Genomic DNA, 19862 nt, shown 5'->3' with positions numbered 1-19862 from the left:
CCGGGGTCCCTGTAAATGATGCGCGGGAGATAGCCCCTGTCTGGCACTGGGGCTTGTGCGTTCCTACGGCAGGGTCGTCCGCTATCGCTTCGCAAGCCCTCGCGGGCAGCGCGCAGACCACTGCGGGGGTGGGAGGAGGAGGCCGTGTGTGGTTTGTTGGATCATGGTCGGTTTTCCACAGACACGCTGACAATGAACTCGACGGCGTTACTTTGATCTTCGGAGGTTGAAGATCTCCTCGTCATCGGCGAGAATGTCCGTAGCACAATTATCCCTACTCGACCAGAGCGAGCTTTTGGAGCTTGTCCCGGCACACCCGCCCATCGCGGAGGGCGACAACCACGGGGCCGTGTTCACCAAGGCATGGGTGGTGGACCTCATGCTCGACCTCAGCGATTACCGCGCGGAATGCGACCTGTCGAAGCTGCGCCTGCTGGAGCCCTCCTGCGGTGATGGTGCCTTCTTGCAACGCATCGTGAAACGCCTGTCGGATTCACTGCGTGCGCACGGTCACGCCATACACGATGCACGCAACGCCATCCGCGCCTACGAACTGCAAGGCCACAACGTGCAAGCCGCACGCGAACGCATTACCGAGTTGCTAGTGGCAGAAGGCTGGACCAACGTGGACGAGATCGTCGCGCATTGGATCCGCCACGCCGACTACCTGCTCGCTGCCGATGGCGCGGACTTCGATCTTGTGGTCGGCAACCCACCCTATATCCGGGCACAAGAGATCCCCGAGGAGCGGCGCAACACCTACATGCGCCTGTGGAGCACCATGACCATGGGCACCGACATCTTCGTCGGCTTCATCGAGAAGGGGTTGCGCTCGCTGAAACCCGGTGGTCGTCTCTGCTTCATCGTGGCCGACCGCTGGCAGCACAACGCCTACGGACGCAAACTGCGCAAGCTCATCAGCGAGCACTATGCGGTGGACGCCATGTTCGAGATGCACGGTGTGGATGCCTTCGCAGCGCCGGTGTCCGCGTATCCTGCGATCACCATGATCCGCAACGGCGTGCAAGGGCGCGTGCTGTATGCATACGCACAAGCCGAATTGAATGAGCTCGGTGGCGCACGATTAACAAGCTGGTTCGAGCACGACACACCCGGTGCTGTGCGCGACCCGATGTTCTCTGCCTGCGTGCTGCCCGATTGGTTCCGCACCGAAGAGATCTGGCCCAGTGGCTCACCCGAAGTGCTGACGTTTCTGGAGGACATGGCCGAGCGCTTCCATCCCTTGGAAGATGCGGCCACCGGCACCAAAGTGGGCATCGGCATCGCCACTGGTGCTGATGAGGTCTTCATCACCGAGGATGCGAACTGTGCGGAAGCTGAGCGTCTCCTTCCGCTACTCACCTCGGCAGACATCACCACGGGCCGTGTGCAATGGAAGGGCAACTACCTCGTGAACCCTTGGGACGCGAACGGCCAACTGGTGGACTTGTCACCGCACCCCAAGCTGAGCGCCTATTTCGCACGACATGCGCCAGCACTAAAGAAGCGCCACGTGGCCCAGAAGCGCCCCGACCGTTGGTACGCCACCATCGACAAGGTGCATGCGGGCTTGCGCGAACGGCCCAAGCTGGTGCTGCAGGACATGAGCAGCACCATCTCACCGGTACTCGATGCGCAGCACTACCCGCATCACAACCTCTACTGGATCACCAGTACGGGCTGGGACCTCGAAGTACTCGGCGGCCTGCTGCTCTCCGAAGTGGCCGAGCTCTTCGTGCGCGCCTATGGCGTGAAGATGCGCAACGGCACCATGCGCTTCCAGTCGCAGTACCTGCGCATGATCCGCGTGCCCGCGCCCGAAAGCCTCAGCGATGAACAACGGGATGCGCTGCGCCAGGCCTTCCGTGATCGCGACCGCGCGGGCGCCACGCGTGCTGCGTTGCAGGCTTACGGACTGAACGCACTGCCCGGTTTCAAGTGATGAAGAAGGATCCGCGCAAGGAAGTGCTGGCGCTGTGGAAACTGCGCTCCAAAGCTGAGAAGAAGGCCCGCGAAGGCGGCAACAAGGACCTGGGCTTGCGTGCAGGTGTCACCTCCGGTCGTCATCTCGATCCGCTCTCCGAACTGGTGCGCGGGATCTTCATCGATGCGGGTATGCCGCCCGAGAGCGTGCATTGTGGTGGTGGCAACCTGCAGATCCCCGGCTTCTACCGCCCGCAGAAGAAGTGGGATGTGGTGGTGGTACACCAAGGCGTGCTCGTAGCGGCCGTGGAGTTCAAGAGCATCCTGGGCAGCTACGGCAACAACATGAACAACCGCACCGAGGAATCCCTCGGCAACGCGACGGATCTGCTCGAAGCGGCGGAGCAAGGCCTCATCGGCACGCGGCCGCCCTGGTTGGGCTTCGTCTTCTTCATGCAGGATGATGACAAGTCGCGCGGCGGCGGCAAGAGCCTCAAGCAACCACACTTCCCTGTGGACGATGCGTTTGTGGGCGCCACTTACCAACAACGCGCCTCCATCTGGTTGCGCCGCCTGCTCATGAAGCGCCTCTACAACGCCGCGTGGTACGCCGTAGTGAACCCGTTGCAAGGCGTGAACGGTGTGCGCGAACCGGATGCCGATCTGAGTTGGGCCAAGTTCGATGCGGCGATACCGGGACGGGTTGGGGAGGTGTTGGCGTGAGGAAGGCCGGCCGCGATCGCTTCGCAAGCCCTCGCGGGCAGCGGACAGACCAAGGCGGAGTTGGGAGGAGAAGAATCTGCGACGGCCTGAAGCACGGAGCGTGTTAGAGCCGTTCATGTAGCTTCGGAGCACTCTACACTACTTCTGGTAAGCAATGCCAAGCGCGTGAAAGAGACCATCTTCATGGTTGATGGAGCGCCGGAGGGTGGCTTCGAAGCCATGGCCCTGGATCATTCCATCTCCACGGACGGCGATGACCTCGATACATTGCACGAAATCCTACTGATCCCATGACCATGAAGGCATCAGCACTCCTGTTCATCGCGATCACGATGGCCGCGGCCCATTCCAAGGCCCAATACACCTATACACAGGTGCTCACCGGGCTGGCGGACGTGTATGAGAGCGGGAACACCGTCTTTGCCCTGGGTGATATTGATGCGGATGGTGACGTGGACATCATCTCCGTCGGCGACCATTGGGGAGGTGTCGTTGCCAACGAGATGGGCATCATGGTGTTCAAGAACAATGGCAACGGCACGGCCTGGACCAAGACCATGTCGGGCGTGCATGGCTACGGAGGTGTGGCCCTAGGAGATGTGAACAATGACGGGGACATGGATGTGGCCTATGGTGTTCACCACGCCTATGGCACCACCGACTTCGGCGATCAGTTCCTGGAAGTGGTGCTCGGGGATGGAACAGGATCGAACTGGACACCATGGGACGACGGTCTGGCGGAGCAGGGACAGAGTTGGGGCTTGTTCGGGTGTGACCTGGCGGACGTGGACAACGACGGGCTGCTCGATCTGGGGGCGAACTCCTTCGGCTGCTGCGATGGCTCTTGGATCTACAAGAACAACGGGAATGGTACCTGGACATCGTTGGGGGGATCCGCTGCCGGCTTCGACAATTCAAGTGAGGACCTGCTCTTCGGGGACTTCGATGGCGATGGCAGGCCCGACTTCATCGTGAACAATACCGCCTTCAATACCCAGCCATACCAGGTCTGGAGGAACACCGGGAGCGGTGCTTTCGCCCCCATGCAGAATGGCCTGCCCTACTCCGGCGCATGGGGCGATTTCAATTTCGAGATGGCCGTGGCCGATGTGAACCACGACGGCGCTGATGATATCGCCATCACGCTGGGCCAGTACGTTCGTGTTTACTCCTATGACCCGTCCACCAGTTCATGGGTGAACATCTCCACGGGCCTTCCAACCACCTCGCAGAGCGGACTTCTGGTCGCGTTGGGCGACATGGGCCAGGATGGCCATGTTGATGTGGTGACGTACAAGAGCAACCTGATCACCATTTATGAGGGCGATGGCGCAGGTAGCTGGATGCAGGCCGCAACGCTCCCCATCCCGGAAACGACCGGCTATGTCTTGAAGGTGGCCGACCTTGACCACAACGGCTACTCGGACATCGTCTATTGGGCGAGCCCAGGCGGAGGGAACCGGCTGCGCGTTTACCTGCAATCCACACCAGCGACCCAGCTGTCCATCGCACCGGTCGATCCCAACGGAGGGCAGTGCTTTGTTCCCGGATCCGCCGAATTCATCCATTGGACCAGCATGGTCCCTTCCCCGGGAACGGCGACGGTCGATATCGAACTCTCCATAGCGGGCCCCTTCGGTCCGTTCACCAGCATCGTGTCCGACGCACCCAATTCGGGAACCCACCAATGGCAGATCCCTGCGGTCTCATCGAACGATTGCTACCTGCGGTTCACCATCGATGATGGGATGACCACCGTGCAGTCCACAACGGCTGCCGCGTTCTCGATCGATGGCTGCGGCCTCAGCACAGCTATCGAAGAAAGTACCGTTGCTGCCGACATGATCATCTCGCCCAATCCGAGCGAGGGCATGATCCAGGTCCATAGCGCGATCGCGCCTGATAGGATCCATGTCCGCAACGCGCTGGGTGCGCTGATCGTCTCGGCGCCCGGCCGATCGCTCACCACCATCGACCTGTCCGCTTACCCCGCCGGGCTGTATTTCGTTGATGCCCTGTTCAAGGACGGGACGAGAAGCAAGAAGGTCGTGAAGACGGAGTAAGGGCCAGGTGCGGGTTGCCGGTCGGGGCTGGCCTGGCTCTGACCCGTCCTGAAATGGGTTTACGCAATAGCGTGAGCCATGAAAGGCAAGTTCATGCACAACAAGAACCGCAAGTCCGAATCGCGCTACAGTGAGGCTTTCAAGCGCACCGTGATCAGGAGGTGAGCGCCGTGCATAGGGGGATGACCACGAGCATCTTGCCCCGGCCAGTCCCGGTCCACGAATCGGGAATCGGAGTTGCGCTGTTGGAAGAACCGAAGAGGCGCTCGAGCATACGGCTTTGCGATGGGGAAGGGGTTGGGAGATCATTGTCAACAGAAGTTGGACCCGGCCGTCATGTGCCTATTATGTGCAACGGACACCGACAGAAAAGCCGTCAACCATGGAGACCTCGATCATCTTCATTCCAAGCGACGAGCGGGAAGCACTGCAATGGCTCATTCCTGCACTGGACCGGCCGCTCGCGGACATGCCGTTGGATGAGTTCATGAAGGCATGGCACGCGATCTCTTACCTGTATGGTGGGTTGAACCCGGATGAGGCCACCTTTCACGGCGAGGAGATCAGCTACGAGGATGATGGCCCCGACCGGTTCCGTTTGATCGAGCCACGCTTGATTGCGCCATACTATGTGCGCAGTGGTTGGCCCTTGGTACTTGCACCGCTGGCAGAAGAGGCTTGGCGACGGTTTGACGCGGGGAGGTTGGAAGATGACGAACTCTACTGCTACGAAGCTTGCAAGGCCGGGATCATGGCTCGAATGGGTGACAGCACAGGGTTGGTTTCTACACCCATGACAGAGTAGGGGGACGAGAACTCGACCAGTCTAGTAACGCTCGTATTGAAGGTGGAAAACTCCTGATCACCAGCGGCCGACTTCGATAGGAGAAGTTGAGAACTTCGCGACCATGCGCTTCATAGACCTCTTCGCTGGTGCCGGCGGCTTGTCGGAGGGGTTCGTTCGTGCAGGATTCACGCCGGTGGCGCATGTGGAAATGGATCGAGCCGCGTGCAATACCCTACGGACGCGAATAGCCTACCACCACCTCAAAGCCAACAGGAAGACCTCGTTGTATGAGGCCTACTTGCGTGGCGACATTGATCGCAATCGGCTGTACGCATCTGTTCCGCCACAGCTGCTTGCCTCGGTGATCAATGAAATGATCGATGACAAGTCGATCAAGCGTATCTTCAAGTCAATCGATGCTCTGAACAAGGGCGCCGCTGTCGATGCCATCGTTGGTAGACCACCCTGCCAGGCCTATTCCGTTGTTGGACGGGCACGCGATGCGAATGGCATGCGTGGTGACAAGCGGAACTACCTCTACAAGTACTACGGACAGTTCTTGAAGAAGTACCAACCCAGGGTCTTCGTCTTTGAGAATGTGTTGGGACTGGAATCGGCTGAGGGTGGCAAGTACTTGAGGGACATGAAAGCCAATTTCAAGCGGATAGGCTACAGTCTCGAGCACGACACGTTGAATGCACGCGAATTCGGGGTACTTCAGAATCGCAGGCGTATTCTCATCATCGGCTGGCGGAAGGACCTTGGCATCGAAGGCATGCCGACTTTCGAGCAACGCAATTCGCCGTATCGGGTCGAGCAGCTGCTGAGCGATCTGCCGGCCATCCTGCCCGGACAAGGCTCCATCAAAGCAGGACGGTACGCCACCGAAACCACTGAGTACCTGAAGCGGTCAGCAATAAGGAACGGGCTTGATGTTGTGACCCTGCATTTTGCCCGGCCACACACGAAGCAAGACAGGACCATTTACAAGATCGCTGTTGACCGCTGGAATAAGGGGAAGGAGCGGCTGCGATACACGGACCTGCCGGTATCACTGCGCACTCACAAGAACACCTCGAGCTTCCTTGACAGGTTCAAGGTCGTGGCGGCGAACGAGGAGTATGCACACACGGTAGTGGCCCACATCAACCGTGATGGGCACCACTACATCCATCCCGACGAATCGCAGAACAGGTCACTCTCCGTGCGCGAAGCAGCACGCATTCAATCCTTCCCCGACGACTACTACTTCGAGGGCATCAAGGAGTCGAATCCAAGAACTGCAGCCTTCAAGCAAGTAGGCAATGCGGTGCCGCCACTAATGGCTCAAAGTATAGCTTCGGCAATCAGCAAGATGTTGTCGAAGAAGTAGGCCGCCGTCAGTTTCGACGTGGCCTAGCCCCCACACCGGTGATCCATAGTCATGTCGAAACCAGAACAATCAATTCCCTCGGCACGGCGGCTCATAGGCTCCCTGCGCGACATGGGCTACGAGTTTGCCACGGCTGTGGCGGACTTGGTGGATAACTGCATCGAAGCCGGTGCCAATCAGGTCGACATCCAAGCCGAATGGGATGGTGACAGTTCCTGGGTCTCGATCGCCGACAACGGTTCGGGAATGAGCCCGGCGATATTAAAGGAGGCCATGAGATATGGTTCTGAGCGGGACTACTCAGAGGATGATTTGGGGAAGTTCGGTTTGGGCATGAAGACAGCCTCCATGAGCCAATGCCGGAGACTCACTGTCAGCAGCCAGACGAAAGGAGCAGGGTCGATTACCAGCTATAGTTGGGACCTTGCGCATATTGGGAAGACCAATCGTTGGGAAATACTGCCAATAGCACAGAGCGAGTTGCCTTGGACAACCAAGGACAAGTTCAAGGAGGGCTTCCGAACTGTCGTAAGATGGGATGAGCTTGACAGAATACTTGGGTACAAACATCCGTATGGTGAGTCAGCCAGAAAGCAACTGGCGCAGATGTGCAGCGAGATCGAAACTCACCTATCCATGGTGTTTCATCGATTTCTATCGGGCGAGGCCGCCAAGCCCAGAGTTCGCATATCTCTGAATGGAAACCCTCTGGAGCCGTGGGATCCGTTTTGTAGAAAGGAAAAGACGCAGCGCCTGGATCGCTGTTCGATACCGGTGGAGTACAATGATGCAACCGGTAAGGTCATCTTTGATCCATACGTTCTTCCCCATCAACACCGGTTCAGCAGCACCGATGCCCACGAACGCGCTTCTGGACCGAACAAGTGGAACAGGCAACAGGGATTCTATATCTATCGGTCCGATCGGCTTATTCAGAGCGGCGGTTGGTCGGACCTTCGTACACTGGATGAGCACTCCAAGCTTGCGCGGATTGCGCTCCGGTTCGATCCCAAGCTTGATGAAGCATTCAAGATCAATGTAGCGAAGATGAGGGTGCAGCTGCCCGCATCGATCCGTGGCGACCTTGTCAAGGCACTGGCTCCTGTGTTGCGGGCAGCTGATACTGAATACCGCAAAGGCGGTGGTACCAAACCTGGTGGCAAGCCGATGCCATCGCCTAAGTCTGATGTTCCGGCTCCGGAACAGAACGGAAAGTCAAAGTCCAATGCTGCCAACAACATCGAGAGGCTGTTCACCTTAGACGAAGCCTTTGAGAAGCTGTTATCAGTTGCGAGCAAACGTGAGCAGCTACTGTTGAAGGAGGTGTTCGCCAGACTGCGTAAGAAGACCTGACCTATGACCACCGAGGAAACCAACGCGCTCCGGATCGCCAGGGTGATGATAGATACCGGGATGCCCGAGGACCAAGTGTTGTCCAATCCCGCCATCCCAGAGGCGCTGCGACAGTTCGTGACGGAGCAATTGGCAAGCGAACGCGTGCGCTACCTGCGGTCAGCCCCGATGATCTCCGCAGACCTCAACCGTGGGGAATGGCTGAATACCGCCGAGAGAAGCAATTGGTACTACTGGACCACGCTTCGGTCGCACCTGCTAATGACCGATTGGACTTCTGCGGCTGTCTCGGGCTTGGATGAGGAGACCGACCGGATACTGCCACAACTGGGCAATCCAACAGAGCCGGAGTTTGACATCCGAGGTCTTGTCCTTGGCTACGTGCAAAGCGGTAAGACAGCAAATTTCACAGCGCTCATTGCCAAGGCGGTGGACGTGGGCTATCGTTTGGTGATCGTCCTCTCCGGATTGGACAAAGGTCTTCGTAGGCAAACGCAGATCCGGTTGAAACGAGAGCTTGTCGGCTACCCCGACAATCGCTCGGGTGCCGTACCCTTCCCGCCGATGGGGAAGCATTGGCATGAGTTCACAAGCGAAGACTTGGAAGGTGATTTCGACCCGGGGCGTGCTTCAGCAGCCGCACTGCAGGGCTCCCAGCCGGTGCTCTTAGTCGTTAAGAAGAATGGCCCTGTGCTTCGGAAAATATTGAGGTGGCTCGGGACGGCCCCAACTTCAGTGCACCAGGAATTGCCATTGTTGCTCATCGATGATGAAGCGGACAATGCCAGTGTTGATACCAGGGGTGATAGGCTTAGTCAGCCGCCAGGTGCGGATGACGAGTATGAGGATCCCACAACGATCAATAAGCTCATCCGCCAAGTGCTCAACCAGTTCTCGCGGAAGAGTTACGTGGCATACACGGCAACCCCGTTTGCCAATATCCTGATCCCGCACGACAACGTCGCACATCCGGACTACGGTGCTGATCTGTATCCAAAGGACTTCTTTATTGCCTTGCAGAAGCGGCCTGGCTACTTTGGAGTTGAGGAGTTCTTCGGTCGCTTCGATAGTGCAACTGAAAGTGAAAAGGCCGGCCTCGATGTTGTTCGAATGATCCCAGACCAGGACATTCCAGCTCTTGATGCCGGTCAATTCCCATCGTCATTGGCGGATGCGATGATGAACTTCGTTTTGGCGGGCGCGGCACGAAGACAGCGTGGTGCCGGTGAGAAGGCCGCAACGATGCTGATACACACCAGCCATCTGAGAGATGACCATCGGATACTTGCCGAGCAGGTAAGAAATTACCTCCGCGAACTACGAAATGAATGGAGGTATCAACGCAGCCATATCCTTCCGCAGTTCAAGCGCCGTTGGGAAGCTGAATTCCAGCCAGTGACCCGCGCGATCAACGGCGCGGAAGACACCCCATTTGAATCGCTCATTGAGCATGTCACTGCTTTTCTGAATGTGCTGGATCCAGATACGCGGGTGCGAGAGGTGAATAGCGAGCGCGGGGATGTACTCGACTACGTTGCCGACCCAACATTGAAGGCCATTGCTGTTGGAGGCAACAAGCTTGCCCGAGGGCTGACCTTGGAGGGACTACTCACGAGCTACTTCGCACGAACCACCAACATGTATGACACGCTCATGCAGATGGGTAGATGGTTCGGATACCGCAGCGGCTATGCGGATCTCACGAGAATTCACACGACCCCTGAGCTGAGCAGCTGGTTCCATGATCTTGCTGCTGTTGAACATCAGTTGAGAGAGGACATCGCCATCTACGAGAGGCAGCGGCTCACTCCGCTTGAGTTGGGCATGAGGATTAGAAGCCATCCGGCAATGCTTGTGACAAGTCGCGCCAAGCAGCGGCACAGCACCGCTGTTACAATTTCCCAGACTTACGCGGCCGAAGTCGTCCAGACGGTCCGCTTTCCTTTCAATCGTCCCCAGGATCTGAGGTCGCTTTCTGAGGACAACCTGGCCTTGGTAAGAGAGTTCCTGCATGAGGCCGGAAAACCCAGCAAGTGGGCTGCGGAAGGTCCTCTCTGGAGCGACAGTAGACGTGTGTCGTGTGACGCGCTTATTGACTTCATTCGTCGCTTCCGTGTAGATGGGATGGCGCGTTCCATTTCCACTACGTTGTTGGCGGCTTACATCGAACGACAACTGGAAAGAAGCGAGCTGACACATTGGACGGTTTCCATCCAAGGAAGGCAGCGGCTCGAGAACACTTTGGGAGTGGTGGATTGGGGATTGGGAAAGCCCATTAACCAGATATCCAGAACTCGGCTCAAGAGCGACTTGTACTCAATAGGTGTAGTTACCGAGCCACGGGAAGAGCTTCTTGGGCTTACACTTGAACAGATAACACAGGCAGAAGAAGCCGCACGTGCAAGTTCGATCGGCATCAATGTCGCTGCCCGGTCTATGCGGCCTTCTTCTGACGGTCTTCTTCTACTCTATCCGATAAGCAAGCATTCGGGATACAACCTCACATCGGCTGAAGGAAATCGTAGGCCGCTATTTGACGAGCCCAACTCAGCAGCAGCTTGCGACTTGATCGGTCTTGCGCTGTCGTTTCCATCATCGCAGCACCCGCCGATTGTTGATGGTGAGTATGTCACGGGAACAGTAGCATGGAGAGCCGCCGAATAGCCGGTCTAGCCCCAAGTTTCTGGGAGCGGCTTGAGGCGTCAAAGTCGGTTCGCGACCAATGGCGTGTGCTTCCCGTTGCGCCTGATCTAAGCGAGAGGCTTATCGGCGGCATCAGCAGAACCGGAATGCGGTGTCTGTTGATCGCACTGCGCGATGGGGAGGAAACCCTTACCGATGCAAAAAGCCGCGGGTTATCTGTTCGCACCGAGCAGCTTACGGAAGGCTCACAGACTAGTGCATATCTCATCATCGAGTGTCTCGATGCGACTGGTCATCCACTGTTCGACCTGATCGCAATGGACCTTGCAGCCGCACTTCAGTCGACGGACCCAGCAACCGCCGTGACCAGGGTATTGGGCAAGTGGAGGCGATTTTGGAGCCAAGCGCCGCGTAGTATGATGAGTCGGGAGGAACAGCTTGGCCTTTTCGCAGAACTCTGGTTCCTGCTCCATTGGATGTTCCCGGCCGTGGGCATAGGCACAGCGATGAAGAGATGGCGAGGGCCTATTGGAGCGCGACGTGATTTCGAATGGGCTGGGCACGCGATCGAAGTGAAGAGTAGCACTATTGTTCGCGGCCCTCTGTTCCGTATCAATAGTATCGATCAGCTTGAGGCTGGCACAGACAATCTCTGGCTCTTTGGCCTTCGAGTCCGGGAGGATGGAAGCTCACCACTTAATCTGCCGGACTTGGTCAATGCCTGCTTGACAACACTTGGAGCGGACCCTGACTCCCAGATGCGCTTTGAGAGTATGCTGGCCAGGTCTGGATATTCCAGGATCTACGAAAGCGAATACCGCTTACTGTTGCTGCGCATTGTGGATGCCAAGCTCTATGAAGTCTCCGACGATTTTCCCAAGATCACAGCCGATTCATTCGCGAACGGAATTCCAAGCGGCGTAAATGAAGTGAGCTACACAATTGATCTCAGTGGCTTCTCGGGGAAAGCACTATCCGTTCCATCAGAAGCCCAAGCACTACTTCAATAGGTGACCGACGTCTTCACCAAGGCCAAGCGTTCCGAGGTGATGTCCCGCATCCGGGGCAAAGGCAACAAGGACACGGAAGTCGCGCTCGCTAGGTTGTTCCGAGCGCATGGCATTACGGGTTGGCGTCGACACTATGCGATCACCGGCCGCCCGGATTTCGTCTTTCCAAAGCAGAAGCTCGCGGTCTTCGTGGATGGCTGCTTCTGGCATGGATGCCCGAAGCACGCCACGCGACCGAAAGGCAATGGAAAGTTCTGGGCAACGAAACTGGATACCAACAAGGTCCGTGACCGTCGCGTGAACCGTGCGCTACGTGCAAAGGGCTGGCGTGTACTTCGCATCTGGGAGCATGAACTCTCCCGGCTAGGACAATCTCGCACACTGCGTAGAGTGATCAAGGCACTTGATGCCTGACCAACATTCGCATCTCAACTTCGAACCCATGTAATGGTTGTCAGCTTCGGGTATGCACCCCATGCCGCAGCCAGAGCTGCTCCCTGATCTGAGTGAAGTTCATGTCGTCCGTTTCTGTCTCCGTGTACTGCTTGCCGTCGGTATCGCGGTAGAACCAGTACGTGATCTCGACTTCAAGGCCATGGACGGTCAGCATGCGCGGTTCAGAGCGCAGGAGCATCTCATTCCCGGTCATTGGGCTTTGGATAATGGATTTCATTGTATCCATGTTCTCGGTCAAAGATCGCACTCTTTGTTCTCGCTGGCTTCCGCGTGAGCGGGCGCAGCGGCAGCCCGGCGCCGGAAGGGCCTTGCAGCCACGTGCAACGAGGAGGCGACCGAAGGAAGCCACCGCAGCGCCGTGGGTGCTGGCCCTGACAAGTCCGGCTATAGCGGATCACGCGACCCCGCCTGCATTTGAGGCGGGGGCACGCCCTAATGACCTACTGAGCCGGTGGTGAAGATCCGGTTTCATGCGGCATATCGAACATCGGGGTGACCGAAGTAGCTTTTGATGTGCTTGGGCTTCTTGGACACGCTTCGGTAATGGGCCAAGATGTTCTCAACGAGTTGCTCCTCGGTGCGCGGCGGCGGAGCGCTGGTCACGTTCTTCTTCAGGTCGGCATTGGCCACCTCCACGGGGTTGAGTTCGGGTGAGTAGCCCGGCATGAAGAACAGTTCGATGCGCTCCTTGTGCTTTTCCAGCCATGGGCGCAGGACTTTGGCATGATGCACCGGCAGGTTGTCCAGGATGAGGAACACCTTGCGCTTTGCCCCTTTGATCAAACGTGCGAGGAAATCCTGGAAGATCTCCGCATCAAGGGCGCCCTTGAAGACCATCCACCGCATCTGGCCGCGATTGGTGATGGTGGAGATGATCGAACGGCCGAAGCGCTTGTTCAGCACACGCACCACCGGCGTCTTGCCACGCTTGGCGAAGCTCCGTCCACGCACATCATCATTGCGCAGGCCGGTCTCATCCCCCCAATGGATGTCCGCGCCCTCCACCGGCCCTGCGCTTGATCGCCGGATAGACCTCTTCACGCCACTTGCGCACCAGTTCGGGCCGCTGTTCTGCTGCGCGGCGCATCGGCTTCTGTGCGCTGAAGCCCCAACGGCTCAAGTAGTCGGTCATCGTGCGTTCGGGCAGCACTACGCCGAAGCGTTCTTTGATCAACAGCGCGATGGCCTTGCGTGACCACAGCGCATAGGGCAACTTCAATTGATCGGGCATCTTGTCAGCGATCAGCCGAAGTGTCTGCTTCTGCTGCTCTTGCGTCAGGATCATGACCGCTGCCTTGCGGCCGCCCGCTGCGGCATACCTCAACGGCTCTCCATCCCCCGCGCTGATAGCGTTGCCAAGCATCATTGGCCGCCGTCAGCCCAAGGCTGCACAGCGCGGAAGACTCTTTCAGCCCGCAACCTTGCAAGCGGCAGCGCACCGCCTGCCGCAATCGTTCGTTCAGCGCCTCATCGCTGAGGCTTCGCGCATCTGTTCGCTTCATGTCAAGCTCGATCCACAGATCGTGCCGATCGACCGCTTCTTTGTCACCGTCTCAGTAAGCCCCCGCCACCACCTCGCCTTCCTTGCGCAGATGCGTTTTCCGCGCCTTCCTGATCCTGCAGCTCACCACCTTGTACTCGGGGCACATGGCCAGTGAGTCGCTTACGCTGCTGGTGATGAGGTTGAGCATCATCTCCAGGAAGTGGAAAGTGCTGCTGAGGAAGCCTACTGAATAAAGAGCTTCAGAGCCGGACGCTCCCTGTCTTTCCTGAGGCAATAGATTCCCTGTGCGATCCTGGAGATGTCCACCGTGGTTCTGCCTACTTCAAATAGACGGTCCATTACCAAGCGGCCGATCGCATCGAACAGTGTCAGACGCATCGGAGCGTAGAGCACATCGATGGCCAGCATTGGCCCGTCCTGATGAACAACGAAGCCGTCGTCATCGCCATCGATCACTGCGGTCACCGTGAAACTCGCCGACCCTGGGCACCCGAACGCATCCGTGATGATCAATTCATGCGAACCTGGGGCAAGGCCCAATAGGGTGTCCCATTGCTGCACCTCCTCTCCATCGAGGATCGCGACATACGGCGAGTAGCCATCTTCCACACTGACGGTCGCGCTGCCATTGGTCGGGCTTGAACTTCCATGGAAGACGGTCACGTTCACGGTAAGTCCATCACACAGATACGGACACTCGTAAATGACGCAGTTGGTGTCCAGCTCCATGCGCCACATGAGGCTCCTTATCGCCGCGCTACTGGGTAGCTCTGGCCTGAACTGCTGTCCACCGAACAGATAGATCGCATTCGTCTCTGCTCGGTACCAACCCATGTTACCCATAGCTCCATAAGGCCTGTTGCACGGGTTTGGGACGCCTTTAGCTCCGAAGTGCCCAACGGCATCGGCCGGTTGCTCTGGACCGATTAACGCCCAAGAATTGGACCCCACATCATATTTCCACAGGTCGTTCAGGAATGATTCGCTCTGGACCAACGCACCGGTTCTGCCGCCCCAAAGCCACAAGTCACCATGGTTGTCCGTCCAGTGAGCAGAGCATTCGAAGCGACCCGATGGGGAGAACTGAATGTCCTCCTCACACAAGTCACCCATGGCTCCGGTATCCGACACAGTACCCGGTGCGCCATTCATCCATGTCCAGCTGTTCGTGGAGATCCGAAATCGCCATAGATCGTTCAAATTGTCGTACCAGTTGTTTGTCCGTCTTCCGCCGAACAGCCAAAGGTCACCCGCCTTGTCGGTCCAAGTAGTGGCCGCCCACCGAGCCCCCGGCTCGTTCAAGGGCTCTTCAACTCCTTGAACCCCGTAGTTCCCTAGTGACCCGAATGAAGATGGCCCTTTCATCCATGTCCACTTGTTCTCCTGAATGGAGTACCGCCATAGATCTGCCGCGATTACTGACCCGCTGTTGAACGCCTGTCCTCCGAACAACCAGAGATTGTTCTCATGATCCGTCCACGTAGCTATCATTTCGTTTCGTGAACCCGGATGATTGGTTGGGGCAGGAATGCCTTGGATACCATAAGCTGGTGCCTGACCGGACTGCTGGGTGCCATTCATCCATGTCCAGTTCTCCGTAATTGGGTTGAAGCGCCATAGGTCAGCGTAGTATACCCAATCGTCGATGTACGCCGTGCCACCGAAGAGCCAAAGGTTCCCCGTCGTATCCGTCCAGGCAGCGGCCCCGAAGCCACGAGCAGGCGGCAGGTTGTCCGGGGATTCAACACCTTGCACGCCATAGTGGCCCGTGTAATTGGGAACGTTTGGACCTTTCACCCAGGCCCATTCCTCCAGTTCCGGGTAGTAACGCCAGAGCTCTGCACCCCAGCCTGTACCGTTTATGGAAGACATGTACCCCGACTCCCAATACCAGAACGTTCCATCCTTTCCTGTCCAGCGCGCGCCTTCGTAGCTGCCGAGGGGACGATTCAAGCTATCCGGGATTCCCGGAGTTCCCATCACAGGTTCGAGTTGATGTATCGTATCACCACTGACCCAAGTCCAGATACCAGACTGCGCAACTCCATCGCACCATCCGATGCTCAGTATCGCAGCGATGCTTCCACGAAGAGCCATGCCTAGACTTTCTCGATCACCTCCCCCGCCTTCCGCATGTGCGCCTTTTTCGCCTTGCGGATGCGACAGCTCACCACCTTGTACTCGGGGCACATCGCCAGTGAGTCGCTCACGCTGCTGGTGATGATGTTGAGCATGATCTCCGGAAAGTGGAAGGTGCTGCTGAGGATCCCCGGCTTCACCTCATCGGTGATGCGCGCCTATGTCCGCTTGCCTTTTCCGCCCAATGCCTTCCTGACAGCCCCGGTCATGAGCGACTTCATTTGCGTGATGGCCGCACCGTTCAGTTGGCGGAGGCGCTCATGTGCGAGCAGGCCCTGGCGGATGAGCAGCGCATTGATGCTCTCCATGTTCGACAGCACCACGAGCTGCTCCAATGTGGCGTGGTCGCGCATGTTGCCGGGCAGCTTCGGGTTGGCGCTGCGCCACTCGGCGGCGGTCATGCCGAAGAGCGCCATGTTCAGCAGGTCCGCTTCGCTGCTGTACACGCGGGTCATCTGTTCCTTGCTCAGTACCGGAGGCAGCAGGTGCTCCTTGATGGCATCGGTGTGGATGCGATAATTCACCTTGGCGAGTGTGCGTTGCAGGTTCCATTCAAGCGATCGCGCACCGGCCTCCGCTTCCTTCAGGCGCTGGAACTCTGTGATGAGGTACAGCTTGAACTCTGGACTGAGCCAGGACCCGAATTCGAAGGCGATGTCCTTGTGGGCGAAGGTGCCGCCGTAGCGACCGGCCTTTGCTTCCAGCCCGATGCCCCCCGTACGGTCCACCCATTTCTTGGCGCTCAAGAAAAAGCTGTTGCGGCCGGACTCGTTTCTAATCCCCTCGAATTCGAGGGAATTAAAACCGGGGTTGTTGAGCTGCTCCCACACCCCGAGGAAAAGCACCGTGTCCTTGTTCTTCAGCCATTGCTCGATGAGCGCACCGGCTCCCTCGAAGTTCTTCACCATATCGGTGAGGGAGATGTAATCCTGCTCGTGGCGGGTGGTCACCGTTACCTCGGTGCCCTTCACGGTGATGGTCCTATTCTTCATACGGCCCAGCCCGACGGAAATGCCGTCAAGCCGCGATGCTCAACATAAGCACTGAACACTTCGGCGACCGCGCACACCGATGCGATGTCGCCTTCTGTTCACCTCGATCCCAACAACGGACTACGCTTTCGCGACCCGCCCTCCGGGCTCCTCATCTGCATTCCGGAGATGCGTCTTCCGCGCCTTCCTGATCCTGCACAGCCTGTTCCGCCTCAGCGGGATCACCACCTTGTACTCCGGGCATCCGCCGTACGGCGGACCAGTGAATCGCTCAAGCTACTGGTGATGATGTTGAGCATGATCTCCGGGAAGTGGAAGGTGCTTCATTCAAAGGTCCAGTAGCATGCCCAAAGGCACGCATTCCACCTTGGGCGCGAGGCTGTACCTGCGCGATCCCGGATAGATCACGTAGAGCTTTTGCAGGCCGAGGTCGGCGAGGGCCACGTGCATGCTCTTGGTCATGCGCGGGGCGTCCTCGCGTTTGATCTCGAAGCCGAGCGCCCTGCCCTTGTGCGTGAAGAAGAGATCGAGCTCCGAGCCTGCATGCACGCCATAGAACCAGGCCTGTTGCGGGCGGAAATGCGCGAGCACTTCCTCCAGGACGAATCCTTCCCAAGACGCTCCGAGCTTGGGGTGGGTGAGCAGCGCTTTTGATGAGCCCAGCCCGAGCAAGGCATGCAGCACGCCGCTGTCGCGGAGATAGATCTTGGGGCTCTTCACCACGCGCTTGCCCAGGTTGGTGAACCAGGGTTGCAGGCGGCGGATCATGAAGGTCTGTTCGAGCGCGTCGAGGTAGCTGCTGGCGGTGTTGGGCGCCACGCCGAGCGATGCGGCCACCTGGGAGGCGTTCCAGATCTGGCCGTGGTGATGGGCGATCATGGACCAGAAGCGCTCCATGATGCGCGGCGACATGCCGAAGCCGAGGGCAGCGAGGTCACGTTCGAGGAAGGTGCGGATGAACTGCTTGCGCCAGCTCAGGCTATCGGCATCGCTGCGTGCGAGGAAGGCGCGGGGGAAGCCGCCGCGCGACCACAATTTGTCCATGGCCGCAGCGCCCACCTCGCCCAGCGAAAAACCACGCACATCGATCACCTCGACGCGACCCGCGAGCGATTCGGCGGCCTGCCTTCCCAGCTCGGGCGATGCGCTGCCGAGCACCAGGAAACGAGCCTTGTTGCGTGGCCGGTCGGCCAGCACACGAAGCACGGGAAAGAGGCCGGGCTGGCGTTGGGCTTCGTCGAGCACCACCAGTCCGCCAAGCCCCTGCAAGGCGGTCATCGGGCTCGCCAGCGCGCGTGCTTCGGCGGGGTCCTCCAGATCGAAGAAGGTGGGTGCCTCGGCGTGCAGCAGCTGCCGGGCCAGTGTCGTTTTGCCGCACTGGCGCGGGCCCAGCAACATGACCACGGGGCTGCGCCGAAGGGCCTTCCGCACGGCGGCCTCGTATTCCTTGCGCGCGATCATGGGTGAAATTTAGCAATATGATCGCGGATATTCACGTATGGGCCGGGAGCTTCCACCGGGCATGCGCGAGTTCCCGACCAGCAGGCACGCTGCTTTCGGTCAAGCCTTCGCAACTACTTCACCGGCCTTGCGCAGATGTGCCTTCTTCGCCTTGCGGATCCTGCACGTCACCACCTTGCTGCGCCTTCGCGAAGCCGCTGCCTCCTGCGCCAAAGCAGCTTTGGCTGCGGCGGCTGCATCGGCGGAGCAAGGTACTCCGGGCACATCGCTAGTGAGTCGCTCACGCTCGCGAAACCAATGAACTGCGGATCAACGCATGGTTGAGCGGGTGTTCACACTCAGCATGATCTCCGGGAAGTGGAAGGTGCTGCTGAGGATGCAATGGCCGTAAAAACGCCCGGTCAGAATTTCACAAGGCAATTGGGAAGCATGTTGCGGATCCGATTTTGCGCTGCTTTCGAGATGGGATTGAAAGACAGGTCAAGGATCTGCAGTTGCTTTAGGTTCTCAAACTCCGGCGGAACGCTTGTTAGCGCGTTGTGACTTGCGTCCAGGTACAACAGGTTGTTCAACTCTCCAATGGCAGGCTCGAGCGATGTGAGTTCGTTGAAGGTCAAGATCAGCATGCGCAGGTTCCCAAGTCTTGCGATGTCCGTCCCGAGGTAGATCCCTTCGTTGCCGGCGAGGGAAAGGTCTTCCAGCGTTAACAATCGGGTCACGACGCTAGGGAGAGTATCGAACTTGTTGTCAAGGAGGCTCAATGAAAGAAGGCGGTCCAGCCGTGCGAGGCTATCCGGAAGGGTTGTGAATCCCATACTCCTCAAGTGGAGTTGATACACGGTGCTTTTCGTCGATAAGGCGGAGTGGAGGTCCACGTAGTCTGGGTATGACCTCCACTTTGCCAGATAGTCCGAGTAGGAGGTCATTGAGCGGTGCAGGTCGAACGAAAGTGTGCGGCTTCTATCCGGGTTCTCCCAAGAGCCGGTCAAACTCGTGAATGAGCGATGGACGTGACCACGGAACATTCCGGTCAGCTCGGACTTCTCGTTCCATTCACCGAGCGTGAACGTCGAGTCGCCAAGGAGCTGACCGCCCAGTTTCAGTTGTCCGTTCTCGGGTTTGTAGTAGTAGTGCCCTACAAGTGTTGAATCGAGAAGACAAAGCAGCTCAAGGTGTATCGGATACGAATTTCCGGCACCATCATTCAAGGCTCCCTCGAACGTATATGTTGGGCAGAAGCCAGCGTACTTGGGCGGCTCTTGTTGTGTTTGAGCCGTCGTAGAAGTGGCCACCATCCAACCGGCCAAGAACAGAAGTGACAGCCGGGCCACAGTCTTCATATGGTCACTTTTCCCGCTTGTCTCATATGCGTCTTCCTTGCCTTCCTGATCCTACACGTCACCACCTTGTACTCCGGACACATCGCCAGTGAATCG

The 19862-nt window shown here is 58.1% G+C and carries 16 protein-coding genes and 1 pseudogene; 9 read left to right on the top strand and 8 right to left on the bottom strand.

Going from position 1 to position 19862, the window contains the following annotated elements; genetic code table 11:
* Positions 1 to 253: 253 nt before the first annotated feature.
* The 9 genes from IPJ87_13100 (at position 254) to IPJ87_13060 (ending at position 12288) form a co-directional block, all read left to right on the top strand.
* The gene (locus tag IPJ87_13100) at positions 254 to 1942 is read left to right on the top strand and encodes an Eco57I restriction-modification methylase domain-containing protein (GenBank protein MBK7942788.1); all 1689 of its coding nucleotides are present in this window, start codon (positions 254 to 256) and stop codon (positions 1940 to 1942) included.
* A complete protein-coding gene (locus IPJ87_13095) occupies positions 1942 to 2646 on the top strand; it encodes a type II site-specific deoxyribonuclease (GenBank protein MBK7942787.1) in 705 nt (234 codons plus the stop codon). Before IPJ87_13100 ends, IPJ87_13095 begins: the two co-directional genes overlap by 1 nt.
* 290 nt (positions 2647 to 2936) lie before the next feature.
* Complete coding sequence (locus IPJ87_13090; GenBank protein ID MBK7942786.1) at positions 2937 to 4709, top strand: T9SS type A sorting domain-containing protein; 1773 nt, start codon at positions 2937 to 2939, stop codon at positions 4707 to 4709.
* Between the two features lie 382 nt (positions 4710 to 5091).
* Positions 5092 to 5514: a hypothetical protein gene (locus tag IPJ87_13085; GenBank protein ID MBK7942785.1), complete on the top strand. Its 423-nt coding sequence runs from the start codon at positions 5092 to 5094 to the stop codon at positions 5512 to 5514.
* A gap of 103 nt (positions 5515 to 5617) precedes the next feature.
* Positions 5618 to 6868, top strand: a complete 1251-nt coding sequence (dcm, locus tag IPJ87_13080) for a DNA (cytosine-5-)-methyltransferase (GenBank protein ID MBK7942784.1) — start codon at positions 5618 to 5620, stop codon at positions 6866 to 6868.
* 111 nt (positions 6869 to 6979) lie between these two features.
* Positions 6980 to 8221 (top strand): ATP-binding protein, encoded by a 1242-nt coding sequence (locus IPJ87_13075; protein ID MBK7942783.1) that lies wholly within the window; start codon positions 6980 to 6982, stop codon positions 8219 to 8221.
* A 3-nt stretch (positions 8222 to 8224) separates the two neighbouring features.
* On the top strand, positions 8225 to 10885 hold the full coding sequence (locus tag IPJ87_13070) for a Z1 domain-containing protein (GenBank protein MBK7942782.1): 2661 nt from the start codon (positions 8225 to 8227) through the stop codon (positions 10883 to 10885).
* Positions 10867 to 11874, top strand: coding sequence for a PD-(D/E)XK motif protein (locus IPJ87_13065; protein MBK7942781.1), 1008 nt, complete (start codon positions 10867 to 10869; stop codon positions 11872 to 11874). Before IPJ87_13070 ends, IPJ87_13065 begins: the two co-directional genes overlap by 19 nt.
* The gene (locus tag IPJ87_13060; protein ID MBK7942780.1) at positions 11875 to 12288 is read left to right on the top strand and encodes a very short patch repair endonuclease; all 414 of its coding nucleotides are present in this window, start codon (positions 11875 to 11877) and stop codon (positions 12286 to 12288) included.
* Between the two features lie 40 nt (positions 12289 to 12328).
* On the opposite strand, the gene IPJ87_13055 is transcribed toward IPJ87_13060, so the two are convergent.
* From IPJ87_13055 to IPJ87_13020, 8 genes and pseudogenes are all read right to left on the bottom strand, one after another.
* On the bottom strand, positions 12329 to 12547 hold the full coding sequence (locus IPJ87_13055; protein MBK7942779.1) for a hypothetical protein: 219 nt from the start codon (positions 12545 to 12547) through the stop codon (positions 12329 to 12331).
* Between the two features lie 251 nt (positions 12548 to 12798).
* Positions 12799 to 13832, bottom strand: a pseudogene (locus tag IPJ87_13050) (IS630 family transposase).
* A gap of 51 nt (positions 13833 to 13883) precedes the next feature.
* Positions 13884 to 14024: a hypothetical protein gene (locus IPJ87_13045; GenBank protein ID MBK7942778.1), complete on the bottom strand. Its 141-nt coding sequence runs from the start codon at positions 14022 to 14024 to the stop codon at positions 13884 to 13886.
* A 32-nt stretch (positions 14025 to 14056) separates the two neighbouring features.
* On the bottom strand, positions 14057 to 15787 hold the full coding sequence (locus tag IPJ87_13040) for a hypothetical protein (GenBank protein MBK7942777.1): 1731 nt from the start codon (positions 15785 to 15787) through the stop codon (positions 14057 to 14059).
* A gap of 146 nt (positions 15788 to 15933) precedes the next feature.
* Positions 15934 to 16113 carry a hypothetical protein gene (locus IPJ87_13035; protein MBK7942776.1) on the bottom strand — a complete coding sequence of 60 codons (180 nt, stop codon included), beginning with the start codon at positions 16111 to 16113 and terminating at the stop codon, positions 15934 to 15936.
* An 18-nt stretch (positions 16114 to 16131) separates the two neighbouring features.
* Positions 16132 to 16965 (bottom strand): KilA-N domain-containing protein, encoded by an 834-nt coding sequence (locus IPJ87_13030; GenBank protein MBK7942775.1) that lies wholly within the window; start codon positions 16963 to 16965, stop codon positions 16132 to 16134.
* A 327-nt stretch (positions 16966 to 17292) separates the two neighbouring features.
* On the bottom strand, positions 17293 to 18426 hold the full coding sequence (locus IPJ87_13025) for an ATP-binding protein (protein MBK7942774.1): 1134 nt from the start codon (positions 18424 to 18426) through the stop codon (positions 17293 to 17295).
* 401 nt (positions 18427 to 18827) lie between these two features.
* Positions 18828 to 19766: a leucine-rich repeat domain-containing protein gene (locus tag IPJ87_13020; GenBank protein ID MBK7942773.1), complete on the bottom strand. Its 939-nt coding sequence runs from the start codon at positions 19764 to 19766 to the stop codon at positions 18828 to 18830.
* Positions 19767 to 19862: the final 96 nt, after the last annotated feature.

It is taken from the genome of Flavobacteriales bacterium (assembly GCA_016713875.1).
In the GTDB taxonomy this organism is placed as follows: Bacteria; Bacteroidota; Bacteroidia; order Flavobacteriales_F; family PHOS-HE28; genus PHOS-HE28.
This window is presented reverse-complemented; position numbering and strand designations above follow the sequence as displayed.

Excerpts from the sequence above, each read along its gene's own strand:
- IPJ87_13100 (MBK7942788.1), top strand. The coding sequence starts at position 254 with ATGTCCGTAGCACAATTATCCCTACTCGACCAGAGCGAGCTTTTGGAG.
- IPJ87_13095 (MBK7942787.1), top strand. The coding sequence starts at position 1,942 with ATGAAGAAGGATCCGCGCAAGGAAGTGCTGGCGCTGTGGAAACTGCGC.
- IPJ87_13090 (MBK7942786.1), top strand. The coding sequence starts at position 2,937 with ATGACCATGAAGGCATCAGCACTCCTGTTCATCGCGATCACGATGGCC.
- IPJ87_13085 (MBK7942785.1), top strand. The coding sequence starts at position 5,092 with ATGGAGACCTCGATCATCTTCATTCCAAGCGACGAGCGGGAAGCACTG.
- dcm (MBK7942784.1), top strand. The coding sequence starts at position 5,618 with ATGCGCTTCATAGACCTCTTCGCTGGTGCCGGCGGCTTGTCGGAGGGG.
- IPJ87_13075 (MBK7942783.1), top strand. The coding sequence starts at position 6,980 with ATGGGCTACGAGTTTGCCACGGCTGTGGCGGACTTGGTGGATAACTGC.
- IPJ87_13070 (MBK7942782.1), top strand. The coding sequence starts at position 8,225 with ATGACCACCGAGGAAACCAACGCGCTCCGGATCGCCAGGGTGATGATA.
- IPJ87_13065 (MBK7942781.1), top strand. The coding sequence starts at position 10,867 with ATGGAGAGCCGCCGAATAGCCGGTCTAGCCCCAAGTTTCTGGGAGCGG.
- IPJ87_13055 (MBK7942779.1), bottom strand. The coding sequence starts at position 12,547 with ATGAAATCCATTATCCAAAGCCCAATGACCGGGAATGAGATGCTCCTG.
- IPJ87_13045 (MBK7942778.1), bottom strand. The coding sequence starts at position 14,024 with ATGATGCTCAACCTCATCACCAGCAGCGTAAGCGACTCACTGGCCATG.
- IPJ87_13030 (MBK7942775.1), bottom strand. The coding sequence starts at position 16,965 with ATGAAGAATAGGACCATCACCGTGAAGGGCACCGAGGTAACGGTGACC.
- IPJ87_13025 (MBK7942774.1), bottom strand. The coding sequence starts at position 18,426 with ATGATCGCGCGCAAGGAATACGAGGCCGCCGTGCGGAAGGCCCTTCGG.
- IPJ87_13020 (MBK7942773.1), bottom strand. The coding sequence starts at position 19,766 with ATGAAGACTGTGGCCCGGCTGTCACTTCTGTTCTTGGCCGGTTGGATG.